General features: G+C 41.5%; 15 protein-coding genes. 7 read left to right on the top strand and 8 right to left on the bottom strand.

Going from position 1 to position 18913, the window contains the following annotated elements:
• Positions 1-83 precede the first annotated feature (83 nt).
• A complete protein-coding gene (locus ABXT41_RS04495; RefSeq protein WP_415390331.1) occupies positions 84-1157 on the top strand; it encodes a 3-deoxy-7-phosphoheptulonate synthase in 1074 nt (357 codons plus the stop codon).
• Between the two features lie 30 nt (positions 1158-1187).
• On the opposite strand, the gene nfuA is transcribed toward ABXT41_RS04495, so the two are convergent.
• Complete coding sequence (nfuA, locus tag ABXT41_RS04500; RefSeq protein WP_415390332.1) at positions 1188-1769, bottom strand: Fe-S biogenesis protein NfuA; 582 nt, start codon at positions 1767-1769, stop codon at positions 1188-1190.
• Positions 1770-2199: 430 nt separating this feature from the next.
• Between nfuA and metH the strand changes: the two genes are divergently transcribed.
• Both metH and ABXT41_RS04510 read left to right on the top strand, forming a co-directional pair.
• Positions 2200-5895 carry a methionine synthase gene (gene metH, locus ABXT41_RS04505; RefSeq protein WP_415390333.1) on the top strand — a complete coding sequence of 1232 codons (3696 nt, stop codon included), beginning with the start codon at positions 2200-2202 and terminating at the stop codon, positions 5893-5895.
• An 8-nt stretch (positions 5896-5903) separates the two neighbouring features.
• Positions 5904-6137: a DUF2970 domain-containing protein gene (locus ABXT41_RS04510; protein ID WP_415390334.1), complete on the top strand. Its 234-nt coding sequence runs from the start codon at positions 5904-5906 to the stop codon at positions 6135-6137.
• Positions 6138-6226: 89 nt separating this feature from the next.
• On the opposite strand, the gene ABXT41_RS04515 is transcribed toward ABXT41_RS04510, so the two are convergent.
• On the bottom strand, positions 6227-6352 hold the full coding sequence (locus ABXT41_RS04515) for a hypothetical protein (RefSeq protein WP_415390335.1): 126 nt from the start codon (positions 6350-6352) through the stop codon (positions 6227-6229).
• Between the two features lie 243 nt (positions 6353-6595).
• Here ABXT41_RS04515 and ABXT41_RS04520 point away from each other — a divergent pair, with 243 nt between their 5' ends.
• The 4 genes from ABXT41_RS04520 to argS all read left to right on the top strand — a co-directional run bounded on the left by ABXT41_RS04520 (position 6596) and on the right by argS (position 11892).
• Complete coding sequence (locus ABXT41_RS04520) at positions 6596-8302, top strand: nitrite/sulfite reductase (protein WP_415390336.1); 1707 nt, start codon at positions 6596-6598, stop codon at positions 8300-8302.
• A complete protein-coding gene (locus tag ABXT41_RS04525) occupies positions 8295-8792 on the top strand; it encodes a DUF934 domain-containing protein (RefSeq protein WP_415390337.1) in 498 nt (165 codons plus the stop codon). Before ABXT41_RS04520 ends, ABXT41_RS04525 begins: the two co-directional genes overlap by 8 nt.
• A gap of 47 nt (positions 8793-8839) precedes the next feature.
• Entirely contained in the window at positions 8840-10006 is a 1167-nt protein-coding gene (locus ABXT41_RS04530) for a cation:proton antiporter (RefSeq protein ID WP_415390338.1), read from the top strand.
• Positions 10007-10155: 149 nt separating this feature from the next.
• On the top strand, positions 10156-11892 hold the full coding sequence (argS, locus tag ABXT41_RS04535) for an arginine--tRNA ligase (protein WP_415390339.1): 1737 nt from the start codon (positions 10156-10158) through the stop codon (positions 11890-11892).
• Positions 11893-11908: 16 nt separating this feature from the next.
• Here argS and der read toward each other — a convergent pair whose 3' ends face one another.
• The 6 genes from der to rlmN form a co-directional block, all read right to left on the bottom strand.
• Positions 11909-13306: a ribosome biogenesis GTPase Der gene (der, locus tag ABXT41_RS04540; RefSeq protein ID WP_415390340.1), complete on the bottom strand. Its 1398-nt coding sequence runs from the start codon at positions 13304-13306 to the stop codon at positions 11909-11911.
• Positions 13307-13405: 99 nt separating this feature from the next.
• Positions 13406-14611, bottom strand: a complete 1206-nt coding sequence (gene bamB / locus ABXT41_RS04545) for an outer membrane protein assembly factor BamB (protein ID WP_415390341.1) — start codon at positions 14609-14611, stop codon at positions 13406-13408.
• The gene (locus tag ABXT41_RS04550) at positions 14608-15303 is read right to left on the bottom strand and encodes a YfgM family protein (protein WP_415390342.1); all 696 of its coding nucleotides are present in this window, start codon (positions 15301-15303) and stop codon (positions 14608-14610) included. Before ABXT41_RS04550 ends, bamB begins: the two co-directional genes overlap by 4 nt.
• 12 nt (positions 15304-15315) lie before the next feature.
• Positions 15316-16590 (bottom strand): histidine--tRNA ligase, encoded by a 1275-nt coding sequence (gene hisS / locus ABXT41_RS04555; RefSeq protein ID WP_415390343.1) that lies wholly within the window; start codon positions 16588-16590, stop codon positions 15316-15318.
• Positions 16587-17702: a flavodoxin-dependent (E)-4-hydroxy-3-methylbut-2-enyl-diphosphate synthase gene (gene ispG, locus ABXT41_RS04560; protein WP_415390344.1), complete on the bottom strand. Its 1116-nt coding sequence runs from the start codon at positions 17700-17702 to the stop codon at positions 16587-16589. The genes hisS and ispG overlap by 4 nt, the downstream gene beginning before the upstream one ends.
• A 22-nt stretch (positions 17703-17724) precedes the next feature.
• Complete coding sequence (rlmN, locus tag ABXT41_RS04565; RefSeq protein WP_415390345.1) at positions 17725-18885, bottom strand: 23S rRNA (adenine(2503)-C(2))-methyltransferase RlmN; 1161 nt, start codon at positions 18883-18885, stop codon at positions 17725-17727.
• Positions 18886-18913: the final 28 nt, after the last annotated feature.

Below are 18913 nucleotides of genomic sequence, written 5' to 3' on the forward strand. Positions count from 1 at the left end.
GAGTCTTTTCTATGCCCTATGTGTTAAATTTTCATGTAGAATGGTGACATTAGAAATGAAATATTAGTCGGTGCATAAAACAAATGATACAAGCTGTTGAAAACATCAATATTGAATCACAGGAAATATTGATAACGCCTAAGGCTCTAAAAGAAAAAATACAAATTAGTGGTGTTGCACGAAAAACAATAACTGATGGCCGAAATGCTATCGAAAATATTCTTGATCGAAAAGATCACAGAGTATTCGTTGTTGTTGGTCCCTGCTCTATCCATGATGTTGATGCCGCTATAGATTATGCCAAAAAACTAAAAATTCTAGCTGAAGAAGTTAGCGACACTCTATGCTTGGTGATGAGGGTCTATTTTGAAAAACCTCGGACCACCACGGGATGGAAAGGGCTTATCAACGACCCCCATTTAAATGACTCATTTAAGATTACTGAAGGGCTTCATATAGGAAGGCGGCTGCTGCTGGATATAGCTGAAATAGGACTGCCGACAGCCACCGAGGCTCTCGACCCCATTTCTCCTCAATATATGCATGATTTAATCGCATGGTCTGCTGTTGGTGCCAGAACTACAGAATCTCAAACTCATCGCGAAATGGCCTCAGGCCTCTCCTCAACAGTAGGATTTAAGAATGGTACTGATGGCAGCTTATCCGTTGCGATCAATGCACTGAAATCTGTTGCTAGCCCGCATCGCTTTTTAGGCATCAATTCTGAAGGCAATGTATCTGTTGTAACAACAGCAGGAAATCCATACTCTCACGTAGTACTTCGTGGTGGTGATGGAAAGCCTAATTACGACTCAGTCAGTGTTTCTCTTGCTGAGCAACAGCTGCAATCCTCAAGAATATCAGCAAACATTATGGTTGACTGTAGTCATGCTAATTCAAATAAAAATCATGAGCTGCAACCCTTAGTGGTGGAAAATGTCACCAATCAAATCCTAGAAGGAAATAAATCGATTATAGGGATGATGATTGAAAGCAACATTAATGCTGGAAATCAGAGCCTGCCGGCTGATACCAAGGACCTTAAGTATGGTATATCTATAACCGATGCCTGTATTGATTGGGCAACCACTGAAATCACAATACGAACAATGCGTGATAAATTAAAAGATGTACTGAGGGATAGAGAGAACAGCTAGCTGTGTGTATCGCGAGATAACCCGCTAAGGTTACATATATGCTTTGCTTCGGTCGGTATGGTCTGTCACATCCTTGATGCCTTTAAGTTCAGGGATCTTGTCCATCATGGTTTTCTCTACGCCTTCTTTTAAGGTGACATCGGCCGATCCGCAGCCCTGACAACCACCGCCAAATTTAAGAATAGCAATATCGTCCACTACTTCCTCTAAGCTAATATTTCCACCATGGGCAGCCAGCCCGGGATTAACATCATTATGCAGAACATAATTAATTTTATCTTCGATTGGACTATCATCGTCGATGTTAGGCATCCGAGAGTTTGGAGCTCTTATTGTTAGCTGGCCGCCAAACTTATCATCAGAGTAATCTACCGTGGCCTCCTCTAAAAATCGCAGACTTGCCTGTCCAAAATAAGCCTTGAAGCCAGTAAATTCCATGATAGTATCATCTTCTTTCTCTTCACCAGGACGACAATAGGCAATACAAGTTTCAGCTTTAGGTGTTCCCGGGTCAGAAACAAACATACGGATTCCAATACCACTTGTATCTTGCTTAACAAGTAGCTCGGCAAGATACTTCTGCGCGGATTCTGTGATGGTGATATTTAACATTTTTGTGCCTAAAATTATTTATTTACCTAAAGTTTTATCTAATCAAGCTGGTTGCTTTACTTTAACATTCTTACCTTATATCGACAATCAACTCAACTGGGGCAAGATGCTATTTTATGTGTACATAAGGGCAATGCAAAGAATATTAATTGATTCCAAAATTTAAGATGCCCAAAGTCTATTCCTGTTAAACTATACTCTCATTTCTTGATATGGAAGGTTCTATAAAAATATTTAATCTCCACAGATCAAAAGATATAAGATGCAGTCTAACAAAATCTATATCAAAATATTTTGATATAGATTAAGTAACATGATAAAATCTTTACCTATTAAGCAATACTATTACAGCAAAAGAGCTATTAGAATTCTTTCACAATCCTAATGCTTCTGCTGAAAAAAATAGTATAAAAAAATTATGGACCAAAAATTGAACAATCGCGATATTCGTATAAAAAAATTATACCAAGAATCACTCCATCGAATCTTAATTCTTGATGGTGCTATGGGTACGATGATTCAAAGGCATAAGCTTAATGAATCCGACTATAAGGGTGAGCGCTTCAAGTCTTTTAATCAAGCGGTGGCGGGCAACAATGACCTTCTCTCTTTAACTCAACCGGATATCATTCAAAATATACATTTGGCCTACCTAAAAGCTGGTGCCGATATTATTGAAACCAACACATTCAATTCTACTTCAGTCTCTCTTGCTGATTACAGCATGGAATCATTGGTATATGAGCTAAACAAAACTGGCGCCGAGCTTGCACGAGCGGCCTGTGATCAAATTGCTACACCAGAAAAACCTAGATGGGTTGCTGGGGTCTTAGGTCCAACCAGTCGAACATTATCTATATCTCCTGATGTTAATGATCCCGCTGCACGCAATACTAGTTTTGATGAGCTGGTAGAAACGTATATCGAAGCAACCGAAGGGCTTATTGCTGGCGGCAGCGATATTATATTAATAGAAACAATCTTTGACACTTTAAATGCGAAGGCAGCAATTTTTGCAGTAAAGCTAGCCTTCGAAAAACTGGGTTTCGATTTACCAATCATGTTATCAGGGACTATTACAGACGCTAGCGGAAGAACGCTCTCAGGGCAAACACCTGAAGCTTTTTGGAATTCAGTTGCTCACGCAAAACCTTTCTCTATTGGCTTTAACTGCGCGCTGGGAGCAAAAGAGCTTAGACCTCATATAGAGGAACTGTCTCGACTTTGCGACACCCTTGTTAGCGCACATCCTAATGCTGGATTGCCAAATGAATTTGGTGAATATGATCAAACTCCACAAGAAATGACAGCAATTGTTGCTGAATTTGCTGAATCTGGATTAGTTAACATTATTGGTGGTTGCTGTGGAACAACACCAGAGCATATTAAGGATATCGCGGATAGCGTCAAACAGTTTAAGTCTCGCCTGATACCCAAGATAAAGCCCGCCTGCCGCCTATCTGGACTAGAAGCTTATACTATTTATGAAGACTCCTTGTTTGTAAACGTAGGGGAACGCTGCAATGTTACAGGCTCCGCTCGTTTCAAAAAATTAATATTAGATGGGGAGTATGAAGAAGCTTTAGCTGTAGCGCGTCAACAAGTAGAAGATGGTGCCCAAATCATCGATATCAATATGGATGAAGGCATGCTCGATGCGCATCATGCTATGACTACTTTTCTTAAGTTAATTGCTTCTGAGCCAGACATATCAAAAGTTCCATTGATGATCGACTCTTCTAAATGGGACGTCATCGAGGCAGGCCTAAAGTGGGTTCAAGGAAAATGTATTGTAAACTCTATTAGCCTAAAGGAAGGCGAAGAGCCTTTTGTAAGGCAAGCAAAATTGTGTAAAAAATATGGGGCAGCTGTTGTAATTATGGCTTTTGACACCAAAGGTCAGGCTGACAGCCTAGAACGTAGAAAAGAAATATGCCAGCGCAGCTATAACATCTTGGTAAATGAAGTTGGGTTTAATGCGGAAGATATAATCTTCGATCCAAATGTATTCGCAGTTGCAACAGGTATAGAGGAGCATAACAACTATGCAGTCGATTTTATTGAAAGTACTAGATGGATTAAACAGAACCTGCCTCTCGCTCTGATATCTGGGGGGATTAGCAATGTTTCATTCTCATTCCGTGGAAATAATCCAGTAAGGGAAGCCATTCATTCAGTATTTCTCCTCTATGCCATTCGTGCTGGTTTAAGCATGGGTATTGTTAATGCGGGACAGTTAACAGTTTATAGTGAGATCCCTGAAGAGCTCTGCAAAAAAGTAGATGAAGTCATTCTAAACCTTTCACCTGAAAGCACAGAGAATCTCGTCGCTATAGCTCAAAATTATCATGTCGATGGGCCTAATAAAGAAAATAAATCAGATATAGAATGGCGCTCATGGCCAATTGAAAAACGCTTAGAACACGCCTTAGTTAAAGGAATAACTACTTATATCATCGAAGATACCGAAGAGTGCCGCATTAAGTCAGAACGACCCCTCCATGTGATTGAGGGTCCCCTAATGGATGGAATGAATGTAGTGGGCGATTTATTTGGGGAGGGAAAAATGTTTCTCCCGCAAGTGGTCAAATCTGCTCGAGTAATGAAACAATCGGTTGCTCACCTTCAACCCTTTATTGAAAGCGAAAAAGGGGGGAAGGCAAAAAATAATGGGAAAATATTGATGGCCACAGTAAAAGGTGACGTCCACGATATTGGTAAAAATATCGTTGGAGTAGTCCTTGGCTGCAATAATTATGAGGTGATTGATCTGGGTGTCATGGTTTCAGCTGAAAAAATTATAGAGACTGCCATACAAGAGAACGTAGATATTATTGGCCTATCTGGGCTTATCACGCCCTCTCTGGATGAAATGGTTCATATAGCCAGCGAGCTTGAGCGTCAAAACTTAAATTTTCCGCTTCTCATTGGTGGAGCAACTACGTCCAAAGCGCACACAGCGGTTAAAATTGATCCTAACTATCATCGAAATCAAACAATTTATGTTCCTGATGCCTCTAGGGCTGTCGGGGTGGCCAGCAAGCTTCTCAATAAAGAGGAGCGAGACAACTATGTTACTCAAATCCAAACAGATTACGAGCAAGTTCGCGCTAGGATGATCAATCGAAAACCAAGAAATGCCGCTCTTACTTATGTCGAAGCTAAAGAGGCTGGCCCCGTAATGGATTGGCAGCAGTACACCCCGCCGATACCTCGCGTTCTGGGGGTTCAAGTGTTAGACAATTATCCACTTGAGTTATTGCTAGATTCTATCGACTGGACTCCCTTTTTTGTTACATGGGATCTTGCAGGAAAGTACCCCAAGATACTTAGTGACACAGTAGTAGGAAAAGTCGCGACTGAGTTATTTAATGATGCGCAAGTGATGCTAAAAGAGCTCATCGAAAAAGGGCAGCTAACGGCTACCGCAGTATTTGGGTTATGGCCGGCCAATACAGTCAATCAAGATGATATTCAAGTTTATGCAGATGAGTCTCGTTCTGAAATAGAGATTACAATACATAATATTAGACAGCAAACATCAAAAAATAGCAGCTCTGCAGAAATGCTTTCTTTGGGAGACTTTATAGCACCAAAAGATTCCAACAAAAATGACTACATAGGAGCATTTGCCGTCACAACCGGCACGGGCGTTGAGGAGCTGTCCGCTGAGTATGAGGCAAAAGGTGATGACTACAATAGTATCATGATCAAAGCTTTAGCTGATCGCCTTGCGGAAGCTTTTACTGAGCATTTACATATGAGGGTTAGGAAAGAGTTCTGGGGATACGCCGCGGATGAAACTCTAGACAATGAATCGCTAATTAAAGAAAAATACCAAGGTATCAGGCCAGCACCCGGGTATCCATCCTGCCCTGACCATACAGAAAAAGAACAACTATTTAAGCTATTAAACGTGACCAATAATGCAGGGATAAAGCTTACTGAAAATTTTGCTATGAGCCCAGCAGCATCAGTTAGCGGCTGGTACTTTTCTCATCCTGAGTCAAAGTACTTTAATGTCGGAAAGATAAATCAGGATCAGCTGGAAAGTCTGGCAGCACGAAAAGGAGCCTCATTGGAGACTATGCAAAGATGGTTAAGGCCAAACTTACAGGACATATAGGAGGAGTGATGTTAAAAAAAGACCCCACTCTCGATCAAGCTGATAAAAAACCAAACTTCTGGGCAATTGTAGCCAGTACTTTAGCTGCATTTATTGGAGTGCAAAGCAATAAAAATAGAATTAGGGACTTTAAGTACGGGAACATATACAGCTTTATCGTATCAGGTCTTATATTTACTGTGATTTTTATTTTTTGTATTACACTGGCTGTTAAATGGGTACTAAACAGTTCGGGTGCCTAGCAACTTCAATTAATCAATGTAGAAAATGAGCGCCAAAAATGGCAAAAATTACCATTTTTTATATCAGCCATACGCTATAATAATTATTCTTATTGATTGCTCAACCAAAAAACAAATCCGACTATAATAATAAACGCTACAGCAACCGCTGCCACAGCATCGACTACGCTATCATCTTTTTTATCAATCTGATTAGTAACAACTTCTTCTGGCATACCATCGACCTCGCATCTACCCAAACTTTACATTAAATGTTCTATTAATCGGTAATTGTATCAGCATCGTTTTGTGTTGTCGTCTCTCTTGAACCTCCATAATGATTTCAGTACAGCTAAGTTTCGATAGCACTAAAAGTCTGATTATCCTCTTTAAAGTTCACCCAATTCTATTATTCTGCCCGTCAATAATAGATAATAAAGCATTCTTAAACTTCTACTACTACCTCTGTTAACTATTTTATGTACATATACAACGAACAAGATCAAAAAATTATCGAGCAACGCGTCGCTCAATTTCAAGGTCAAACTGACCGTTATTTGGCCGGAAAGCTTACAAATGAAGAATTTCTTCCTTTGCGCCTGCAAAATGGGTTGTATATTCAACGTCTAGCGCCAATGTTACGTATTGCAGTACCCTATGGCCTACTTAGTTCAGCACAAGTGCGAAAACTAGCTCACATTACTCGAGTATATGACAAAGGTTATTGTCATATCACCACCCGCCAAAATATCCAACTAAATTGGCCCCAGCTTGAAGATGTGCCAAAAATATTAGGGGAACTTGCTGAAGTTCAAATGCATGCAGTGCAGACAAGTGGTAATTGTATACGAAATACAACCTCTGATCAGTTTGCTGGTGTATCGCAAGATGAGCTAGAAGACCCTCGCCCATGGTGTGAAATAATCAGACAATGGTCTACCTTTCACCCAGAATTTGCATTCCTTCCGCGTAAATTTAAAATTGCCGTCTGTGGCACTGAGGGTGATCGTGCCGCCATACAAGTGCACGATATTGGCATTCAAATTGTTAAAAACAGCGCCGATGAAATCGGTTTTCAGGTGCTTGCAGGGGGCGGTTTAGGTCGCACGCCTGTTATTGGTTCAGTGATTCGCGAATTTTTGCCCCAAAAAGATCTGCTTACCTACCTTGATGCCATACTAAGAGTCTACAATCGCCACGGAAACAGAGATAATAAATACAAAGCTAGAATTAAAATTCTGGTAAGAGCCTGGACAGCTGAAGTCTTTGCGCAAGAAGTGGAAGATGAATGGGAATACACCAAAGATACTCTTGGCAGATTAACCCAGGAGGAGATAGATAGAGTGAAGGGATTTTTTACTCAGCCACCCTATGAATCACTTGATAACAAGATCTCAGACGAAGAATTAGCTATATTGGCAGAAAATAACATCGCATTTGGTAAATGGCTACAACGAAATACCAGAAGCCATAAAATTCCAGGGTATACCTCAGTAACACTATCACTAAAGCCTACCGGGGTTGCGCCTGGAGATGTAACTGACTCGCAGCTGGAAGTCATTGCAGATTTAGCTGACGCTTACTCGTTTGGCGAAATCAGAGCGACTCATAACCAGAATCTAGTCTTAGCTGACGTCAAAAAGTCTGATCTATTTAAGTTATGGGAAAAAGCAAAAGTTAGTGGTTTTGCTACCCCAAATATTGGCACCCTGACAGATATGATCTGTTGTCCTGGTGGTGATTTTTGCTCTCTAGCTAATGCAAAATCAATACCTATAGCAGAAGCAATCCAGCGAAAATTTGATGACATTGATTATATTTATGATTTAGGTGACCTTTCTTTGAATATCTCAGGCTGTATGAATGCATGCGGGCACCATCATGTGGGAAATATTGGGATACTTGGGGTAGACAAAAAAGGTGCCGAGTTTTATCAAATCCAGCTCGGTGGAAATGCTGGTAGTGACACGTCTCTAGGTGGTGTCCTGGGGCCATCATTTGGCGAAAGCGAGGTCCCTGAAGTAGTAGAAAAAATTCTTACTATTTATATTGAGCAGCGCAAAGGTGATGAGTTATTCCTTGACACATATCGCCGCATAGGGGTCACCCCGTTTAAAGAAAGTGTCTACCCCAAAGACAAAAAAATATCAAATATGCATAAAGATCAAGGGCTTAAACATGCCTAAAATTATTAAAGATACGCAGATAGTCGATGACTCTTGGATTATCATAGAGAAAGACTTTAGCGGTCCGTTACCCTTAGGGAAGCTCTTGCTGCCAATGCAATACTGGTTAGACAACAGAGAAAGCCTCAATCTTATGATTGCCGGGCTATGGATTGATAGCGATGAAGCAGTTGAGCTAGTTGGGCATGAAGCTAACCTCTTTCCGTTAATTGCAGTTAATTTTCCAGCCTTTACTGATGGTAGAGGATTTTCTATAGGCAGGCTCCTCAGGGAGCGATACAGCTTTAATGGCCAACTACGGGCTATTGGAAACCCCATCCAAGACCAACTTTTTTATCTTAAGCGGTGCGGATTTACATCCTTCGATCTTAAAGAAGGTGCTGATTTAGAATCAGCACTCTCATCATTTAATGATTTTGGCGAAAGCTACCAAGGCGCAATTGTGCCCCCCGAACCACTGTTTCTTCTAAATTCCTCAAAAAATAATTAACGCATCAAAGAATTTTCATATGTAATTGCGTTACAAGGGACACTGACATGAACGAAGCTGTATTCCAGTCGTTCTTTTTTATTTTTACCGGCTCAGCGATAGTTGCGACCATCGCCATCTATGGTCGGCAGCCACTTCTTGTTGGCTATATTGCGCTTGGAGTACTAATTGGTCCATTTGGTTTCGGCTGGGTCCCAGATATAAACCTCCTATCCGAAATTTCAGAAATTGGTATTATTTTTCTCTTGTTTCTTCTTGGGCTAGACCTTCAGCCTCAAGCTTTAGTGTCGGCCCTGAAAAAAGTTACTGTTGTAACATTCATCAGCTCATTTATATTTTCTCTGATAGGCTATTTTATTGCACATCTGTTTCATTACAGCCCCACTGAATGTCTTGTTATTGGGGCAGCTATGATGTTTTCGAGCACTCTTATCTGCATCAAGTTACTGCCGACTACCGTTTTGCATCATCGCCATGTTGGCGAAATGATAATTGGATTGCTATTAATGCAGGACTTTTTGGCGATCTTCGTTTTACTTATTCTGCTGAGTAGTGCAAGCGGGCAGATTGACATAACCCAAATTGGGTTAACCTTACTAACACTACCATTGCTAGTTCTCTTCGCATGGGGTTTTGTAAAGCTAGTCTTATTGAAGCTTATTGCTAAATTTGACCAAATGGGTGAGTACATTTTTCTTTTGTCTATTGGCTGGTGCATGGGACTATCAGAAATTGCAGAGGTTTTAGGGCTATCAAGAGAGATTGGCGCATTTATAGCTGGAATAACCATTGCTTCCAGCCCCATTTCTCAACATATTGCCTTAAAGTTAAAACCGCTTCGTGATTTTTTTCTGATCATGTTTTTCTTTTCCGTAGGCGCCGGCTTTAACCTTAGTTTGCTGCCAGAAGTTGCTTTAGCCGCAGCAGTGCTGGCTGTTGCAATGCTTACAGCAAAGCCCGTCATCTTTAGATTTTTACTGGAAAAGCAAAGTGAAAAAAAAGATCTCGCTTGGGATATAGGTTTCCGTTTGGGGCAAATTAGCGAATTTTCTCTTCTCATTGCATATGTAGCTTATAAGGCTGCTGTAATTGGAGAGCTGGCATCGCATCTCATACAAGCAACAGCGATTTTTACATTTTTAATCTCCAGCTATATCGTTATATATAATTTTCCCAGCCCAATTGCTACAAACAGCAAGCTTAGAAGAGATTAATTGTGGGTACCCGGCAACTTTACCAACTCTCTTCTAAAGGAAAATGGTAGTAGTTTCTTGGTGTCAAAACTGGCTTTTAAGTGGCAGCAAACTACAATCATCATTCATAATGTTGAGCATCGCAGGTTAACATAAGCAATTAAATATTTATGAACATCAAAATACTACTAGATCAACATTTTAAATCAGCAATGCTGAAGGCGGGGATACCTAGAAAATGCTCTCCTAGTATTTCTGTTAGCGCAAGATCTGAATTTGGCGACTTTCAAGCAAATGGAGCAATGGCTGCAGCTAAAATCATAGGCGCCAACCCTCGCGAACTAGCATTGCAGATTCTAGACAACCTTGATCCAAGCGAAATCATCGAAAAAGTAGAAATTGCTGGACCTGGTTTTATAAATATCCATTTGTCTGCAGATTTTTTAAGCCAACAAATAACATCACTTGGTTCTGACGAATCCTTAGGTATTAGCAAACCAGCGCCTCAAAAAATAGTTATAGACTATTCTTCGCCCAATCTTGCCAAAGAAATGCATGCCGGACATCTCCGTAGCACAATCATTGGTGATGCTGTGGCTCGCACTTTAGATTATCTAGGCCATAGTGTTATTAGACAAAACCATATGGGCGATTGGGGCACGCAGTTTGGCATGCTAATTGCGGAGTTAGAAGAGCAACTAAGCGAAGGAGAGCAAGCTCAGCTAGCTTTAGGTGATCTTGAAGTTTTTTACCAGCATTCAAAAAAACATTTCGACGAAGATAAAATTTTTGCTGATAAAGCAAGAGCTTACGTCGTAAAGCTACAATCAGGCGACAAAGACTGTCGAAAGCTCTGGCAAAAATTTATCAATATATCAATAGCTCATAGCGAAGCTATTTACCGCGATCTGAATGTAACGCTAAAATCTAACGATATCAGACCTGAAAGTTCCTATAATGACGATCTTGACAACATACTGAATGACCTAAAACATAAAAATCTTGCGGTCGAAGATCAAGGTGCGCAGGTAGTTTTTCTAGATGAGCTGGCTGATAAAAACGGTAATCCAAGTCCTGTCATTATTCAAAAATCAGGTGGCGGCTATCTATATGCCACGACTGATTTGGCCTCACTACGCTATCGTAGTGACATTTTGCAGGCCGATAGGGTTTTATATTTTATAGATGCACGCCAATCATTGCATATGAAACAAGTGTTCGTTTTAGCAAAAAAAGCTGGCTTTGTTGCCGAGAATGTTTCTCTGGAGCATCATGCCTTTGGAACCATGATGGGTAAGGATGGGAAGCCATTTAAAACTCGCAGCGGGGGCACGATTAAATTAACCAGTGTACTTAAGGAGGCCATTGAAAGAGCCGCCATTTTGGTAGCAGAAAAAAATCCAAATTTACCTGAAAACGAAGTAAGCAGTATTGCCAGAAAAGTGGGTATAGGGGCAGTGAAATATGCAGACCTAAGCAAGACTAGAACCAATGATTATATTTTTGACTGGGACTCCATGCTTAGCTTTGAAGGGAACACCGCACCCTACCTTCAATACGCCTATACCAGAATTTATAGTATCTTTCAGAAAGCTGGCATCAAAAAAAACGATATCACTGGAAGTGTCAATATAGTCGCCGAGCAGGAAAAGAATCTAGCTCTAAAGCTTCTTTGTTTCGGTGAAATCTTAGATCAAGTGGCCGACCAAGGATTCCCTCATATTCTATGCAGTTATCTTTATGAAATAGCTAGTTTATATATGGTCTTTTACGAGCACTGCCCAATACTTAAAGAGAATGTTGAACTACAAACAAAAAATAGTCGTTTAATTCTATCTAAGATAGCATCACTTACGTTAGCGAAAGGTCTTGATCTGCTTGGTATAGAGGTTATGGAGAAAATGTAGCAGCACAAGACGATCTTTATTTTTTCTTTTTAACGTAGCTCATTAATCTTCTTTTTTTCGATACCTGTCTAGCTGTCAACTTATTTTTTTTGCCTTCGTAAGGATTTTCACCGGATCGGTATTCAATTTTAATTGGCGTCCCGTGTAACTGAAGAGCCTTGCAGAAAGTTTTCTCTAGATAGCGACTGTAATGTTTTGGGATTTCTTCTACTTGGTTTCCATGAATCACTATGATTGGTGGATTTTTACCACCAGCATGAGCATAACGCAGCTTAATGCGTCGGCCCCTAATCAGCGGTGGCTGATGATGGGTCACGGCATCCTGCAGAATCAAGGTCAATCTGTTGGTGCTTAACTTATCTGTTGCCGAAGCATAGGCGTTCTCTATCGATTGATACAAATGTCCTACGCCGGTCCCATGAAGAGCAGAAATAAAATGTAAGTCAGCAAACCCTACAAAATGCAACCGACGCTCTAGCTCAGACTTAATGCGTTCTTTGTCATAGAGGTCCAAGCCATCCCACTTGTTTACCGCTAAAACTAAGGCTCGACCTGAATCAACTATTGTGCCCATTAAGTGCATGTCTTGATCTACTAATCCTTCACGAGCATCAATAAGCAACACGACAACATTAGCGTCGTCTATAGATTGCAGGGTTTTGACAATTGAGAATTTTTCTACCGTAAGAGAGATATTCTTACGCCGTCGAATTCCAGCAGTATCAATTAGAGTGTACTTTTTGTCTTCTCTTTCATACTCGATATAAATACTGTCTCGAGTCGTGCCAGGCTCGTCAAAAACCACCACTCGATCTTCGCCCAAAATTCTATTTACGAGGGTGGATTTTCCAACATTAGGTCTACCTACAATAGCAATTTTGATCCCACGTTCTTTGCTATTAGGGCTATCTGCTGAATCAATCTCAGGAAACGGCTCCAAAACATCACCCATTAGCGACCTAACACCGCGCCCATGAGTTGCCGTCGTAGGGTAAACGTTCCTTAAGCCTAGCTCAAAAAATTCTGCAATAGCAACATCTGGGTTAACGCCATCTATTTTATTGGCAACCAAATAAACTATACGTTCCTGTTCTCTCAAATACTTAGCTAGCTGCAAATCTACAGGGGTAAGGCCAGCCTTGCTGTCCACAATAAAGAGCACGGCATCAGCTTCTTTTATAGCCTGCATGGATTGCTCTGCCATAGCAGAATCAATACCCTCCTCCGTTCCAGTGATACCGCCCGTATCTATCAGCATAAATCTTCTTCCCAGCATCTCTCCTTCACCATACTTGCGGTCACGAGTCAGGCCAGGATAGTTAGCCACTAGAGCATCTCGGGTCTTCGTCAGCCGATTGAATAGCGTTGATTTTCCTACATTTGGACGGCCTACCAAGGCAAATACCGGGATCATTTATTTAGCTCAATATATTAATTTACTATAGTCAGCAATAAAAAATGCCGCCTACTAAGAATAGAGGCGGCATTCTACACGAAAAAAACAACGATTATATTATTTCAGCTTATACGCACTAACAGCACCATCGTTGTCTAACACATAAAGAATGTCTTCATTTTCAATCATAGGAGCACTTACACCACGCCTATCCACTCTAGCTCGACCCAAAAAATCTCCCTCTTCTTGAGACAGGACATGTATGTATCCTTCATAATCTGCAACCAACAAATATCCACCAATAATCAAAGGAGGGCCTAGATCCCTGTACTTCAAAGAAGCATTAACCCAAGAAATAGCCCCGCTGGCTTCATCCATTGCAACGATCTTGTCGCTTGTTTTAACGATATAAATATGACCTTCGCCATAAGCAGGGCTAAGAACACTACTAGTATCTTGATACCACAAGGCCCCTCCAGTCTTGTCGATAGCCGCAATCCTGCCTTGATGACTTGCAGCATATACAGTATCTCCAATCAACAAAGGATCTCCGTCAATATCTACCATTTTATCTAACTCTGAACGACCCTTAGGTATCCCAATGCGGTGTTCCCATATAGTGTCTCCTGTAGCTGCAGCGAAAACATAGAGTTTACCTGTAGAGAAGCCAGCAATAACAATATTTCCCTTCACTACAGGGGTGCTTGTTCCCCGAAGCGTTAATATTGGAACCTCAACTTCATGTTGCCACCGTATCTCACCATTCTGGGCATCAAGGCCATAAATACGTCCATCTTGCGATTGAGCAACAACAATATCTCCATTACCTGAGGGCGCAGAAAGGATTTCGCTAGATGTTTTCACTTGCCAGATTACAGCCCCATTGTCAGCATTAAGTGCAATAATATCGCCATCCTCGCTGCCAACAAAAACTTGCTCGCCACCAATGCCAACACCTCCGCCTAAAGGAAGGTCTAGATCTACCTTCCATATTGTTTTACCGGAAATGGCATCAAGAGAAACCACAAGACCGTTTTTATCAGCAACGTAGATTTTATCTTCTGAGAAAACAGGTCTTAGGCCGAATCCAACCGCATCATAGCTTCCAACTACACTCGAAGACCATAATTTCACCAGGCTTACTTTTTGATCCACATCAAACAACTTAGTGGGCTTTGATTTCTGTATTGCTGCCTCTTCTTCTGGATGGTCATACCCAGGGACCAACTCCTCAATAGCCTGCCATTGTTCTTGTGCGGTAGACCACAGACCACAGCCCGTCAACATAACCATAATAATGGCAAGCAATCCTATCTTTATCAATTCTCTTCTCCAGAGGAATTTTTATCTATATTAGATGTGGCAGGGGTTACCTGATTGAGTTTTAGCTTAAGAACCTGAACATGAGAGCTGTCATGCTCCAAAGACTGATCCAAAGACTGCAAATAAAACTTATATGCAGAAACTTCATCTTTTTTCATTAGATGGAAGTCACCCTGGGCCTCGGAATAAGCAGAAGCCATGGTGCCGGCATCAGTATCGTCTATCATAGCCAATGCAAGATCTATATTTCCCCGCGAAGCCTCAATTCTTGCTAGACGAAGCTTTATAACAAGTTCTAGCCCTTCATCCGCATCATTTAATGCCCACTTCAGCTCTCTGGCTGCTTCATCTAGATCATTTTTTTCAACAAAAATTTTCGCCATAAGAAGCGCAGCATAACGTGCGTATTGACTACCACTAAAAGAATCTTTCAGCTGGGAGGCCAGCCCTTCGGCTAGCTTATACTCAGTATCATTTAGTGTTTGATCGGGGGAAACCAGTGCAACTTCCATCATTTGCTGATATAACACTGATGCCTCTTCTGCTTGGCTCTGCTGTCTCTCTTTATAAAAAACTGAGCCAAAATAGCCCCCTACCGAAAGAGTAACAACAGTAATGGCAACAACTCCATACTCCCGCCACCATTTCTTTAAATTCTCCAACTGTTCTTCATCACTAAGATGCTCTGCCACACTTATTCCCCATTAGTTAATTTTAATATTCAACAGCTCAATCAATTCGTCCACAGAAACTGACATCTGAGGCCTGTCCTCACGAAGAAATTTAACAGTTAAATTGCCTTCAGCCACCTCATCTTCACCAACAATTAAAGCCACTATGGCTCCACTTTTGTCAGCTTTTTTCATTTGATTTTTAAGACTGCCGCCACCACAATGATTCTGCAACCTTAAGGCTGGGCAGGATCTTCTGATCATCTGCCCTAACTCAAGTACTTTTATTCCTACGTCGCCAACAGGGATAAGATACGCATCTACCTGTCGCGCGATACTATCAGGCAACGTTGCTGCTGCGTCAAGAAGCAAAGCCAACCGCTCCACCCCCATAGCCAGACCTATTGCTGGGGTGCTCTTGCCCCCTAGCTGCTCAACCAGCCCATCATACCGGCCCCCTGCACAAATTGTGCCCTGTGAGCCTAATAGGCTAGTAACCCATTCGAAAACTGTCTTGCCGTAGTAATCCAACCCCCTAACTAATCTCTTGTTGATTACATATGACACGCCGAGTGTATCAAGAATTAAGCAAAGTTTTTCAAAATGTTGTAGGGATGCATCATCCAAAAAGTCATGTAAATCTGGCGCTTTATTCAACAATAATTGTATTTCTGGATTCTTACTATCAAGTATACGCATTGGATTTGTATGCAACCGACGTTGACTATCTTCATCTAGCTGATCTTTCTTTTCCTCCAAATAAGAGACTAGCGCTTCACGATAAGCATCCCTTGACTGGGCAGTTCCCAGCGAGTTCAATTGAAGCGTAACTGAATCTGCTAGGCCTAGTATTTGCCATAACTGCGAGATCATTAAAATAAGCTCTGCATCTATATCAGGACCGTCAAGGCCAAAAACTTCCACCCCTATCTGTTGGAATTGTCGTAAGCGCCCTTTTTGTGGTCTCTCATGGCGAAACATTGGTCCTTGATACCATAAGCGCTGCACTTGATTGAAGATAAGGCCATGCTCTTCGCAAGCCCTAACACAACCAGCTGTACCTTCTGGACGCAATGAGAGGCTATCGCCGTTGCGGTCATCAAAAGAGTACATTTCTTTCTCAACAATATCGGTAACTTCACCTATGGTTCTCTTGAAAAGATCCGTTGACTCTAGGAGAGGAAACCGTATCTCCCTATAACCATATTGTGACAATAACTTGAATATTGAACTTTCTAAATATTGCCAACAGGCAGAATCGCCTGGCAACAAATCGTTCATGCCTCGGATTGATTGAATTTTCTTCATGAAGACTTCACTATCAGACTTTCTAGTTGATGGGATTTTTCCGCTGCCTTAGCTCGAATTAACGCCTCAAGCTCCTCGGCTAAATTATTTTGAGATAGTTTTTGGCTAGGTTTACCATCTATATATATTAAATTATTTGGGGTGCCTCCAGTTAGTCCGATATCAACCTCTTTTGCTTCTCCAGGCCCATTTACAACGCACCCAATGATTGCAACATCCAAGGGGACCGTTATATCCTCAAGCCGACTTTCAAGTACGTTCATCGTGTGAATTACATCAAAATTTTGCCTAGAGCAGCTAGGACAAGCAATAAAATTTATGCCTTTACTGCGCAATTTTAGGCTTTTGAGCATATCCCAGCCCACTTTAACTTCTTCTACGGGATCAGCAGCTAGTGACACTCTAATCGTATCTCCTATGCCATCCATGAGCAGCAAACCCAGCCCAATAGATGATTTTACAGTGCCGCCCCGCAAGCCGCCTGCCTCGGTAATACCGATATGTAGCGGATTATCAATAATTTTTGCTATTTTTCGGTAAGCATCGACAGCCATAAAAATATCTGATGCTTTAAGACTCAGCTTGAAATTATCGAAGTTCATACTATCTAGGATTTCTACATGACGCATTGCTGACTCGACCAAAGCGTCGGATGTTGGTTCTCCATATTTCTTCTGTAAGTCTTTTTCCAGAGACCCCGCATTTACTCCAATGCGAAGCGGTATATTCAAATCACGAGCTTTGTCTACTACAGCCTGCACACGTTTTTCTCTACCTATATTTCCTGGGTTAATTCGCAAACAATCAACACCTAGGTCTGCAACACGAAGAGCGATACGATAATCAAAGTGAATGTCAGCTATCAGAGGGACTTCGACCTGCTTGCGTATTTTCCCAAAAGCCTCAGCAGCTTCCATTGAGGGCACAGAAACACGTACAATGTCAGCTCCAGCATTCACAATGCTTTGTATTTGCTGAACTGTAGCGCTAACATCCGTAGTTTCCGTATTAGTCATGCTTTGTATTGAAATCGGCGCATCACCACCAACTGGCACCGTACCTACCATTATTTGACGCGACACTCTTCGTTTAATGGGTGATTTCATATGCATGCTAAAATTACCTTGTCATTTTTCAGCTAGCCACAAATTTAACAGGCTGCTTTTCATGTTGTTGCATGTAACGCTCACTTCGTCTAGTCCTGTCATTTACAGCCCCTGCTAGCTGGCCACAAGCTGCAGAGATATCATCTCCCCGTGTGGTTCTAACCGTGACTGTATGTCCCGCCTCCTGAAGTATGTCTCTAAATCTGTATAAAGCGGTATTTGTCACCCTTTTATAACCTGATTGATCAAAAGGATTAAATGGTATCAGGTTAATCTTACAGGGGAGGCTGCTCAGTAGCTTGGCCAAATCTCGAGCATGCTCATCTCTATCATTAATTCGATCCATTAGCGTATATTCTATGGTGATTTTACGACGAACGTCTGGCATCTTGTCAAGATAACGTTGCGCGGAGGCCAGCAAGCTAGCGATAGGGTACTTCTTGTTTATAGGAACTAACTGATTACGTAGTTCATCATTGGGAGCATGCAGTGAAATAGCCAAAGAGACGTCACTTACCTCGGATAACTTATCAATCATAGGCACTACTCCAGAGGTGCTTAACGTTACGCGTCTCTTGGATAAGCCATATGCATTATCATTCAGCATTAACCCCATGGCATCAACTACATTATCAAAGTTTAAAAGCGGTTCCCCCATGCCCATCATAACCACATTGCTAACAACTCTGTTTGCTTTTGGTCCTAACGAATTAAAAAATTTTGCCGCAATCCACAACTGTCCAATTACTTCAGCGGCAGTAAGATCCCTACTAAACCCCTGCTTCCCTGTAGCGCAAAAACTGCAATCTAAAGAGCAGCCGACCTGGGAGGAGATGCATAATGTTCCCCTGTCTTTTTCAGGAATAAAGACAGCCTCAATGCAGTCGCCACCGCTGACACGTATAATCCATTTGCATGTACCATCTGCAGATTCATGATGACTAACAACTTCAGGTGCTCTAATTTCTGCAATAGCTTTCATTTTTTCACGGAGATTTTTTGCAAGATTGGTCATCTGATCGAAGTCATCTACACCTATCTGATGAATCCATTTCATGACTTGCGTCGCTCGAAATGGTTTCTCGCCGATACTTTCAAAAAATACTACTAGCTTTTCAGGAGAAAGCCCCAGAAGATTAGTCTTCTGGGGTTTCACATCAAGTTCTTTGTCGGCAGACAATAAAGTCATGTATATCTAAGCTCTAAGCGGTTGTCGT

Origin of the sequence: Porticoccus sp. Uisw_050_02 (genome assembly GCF_047729555.1) — a bacterium.
Taxonomy (GTDB): domain Bacteria; phylum Pseudomonadota; class Gammaproteobacteria; order Pseudomonadales; family Porticoccaceae; genus Porticoccus.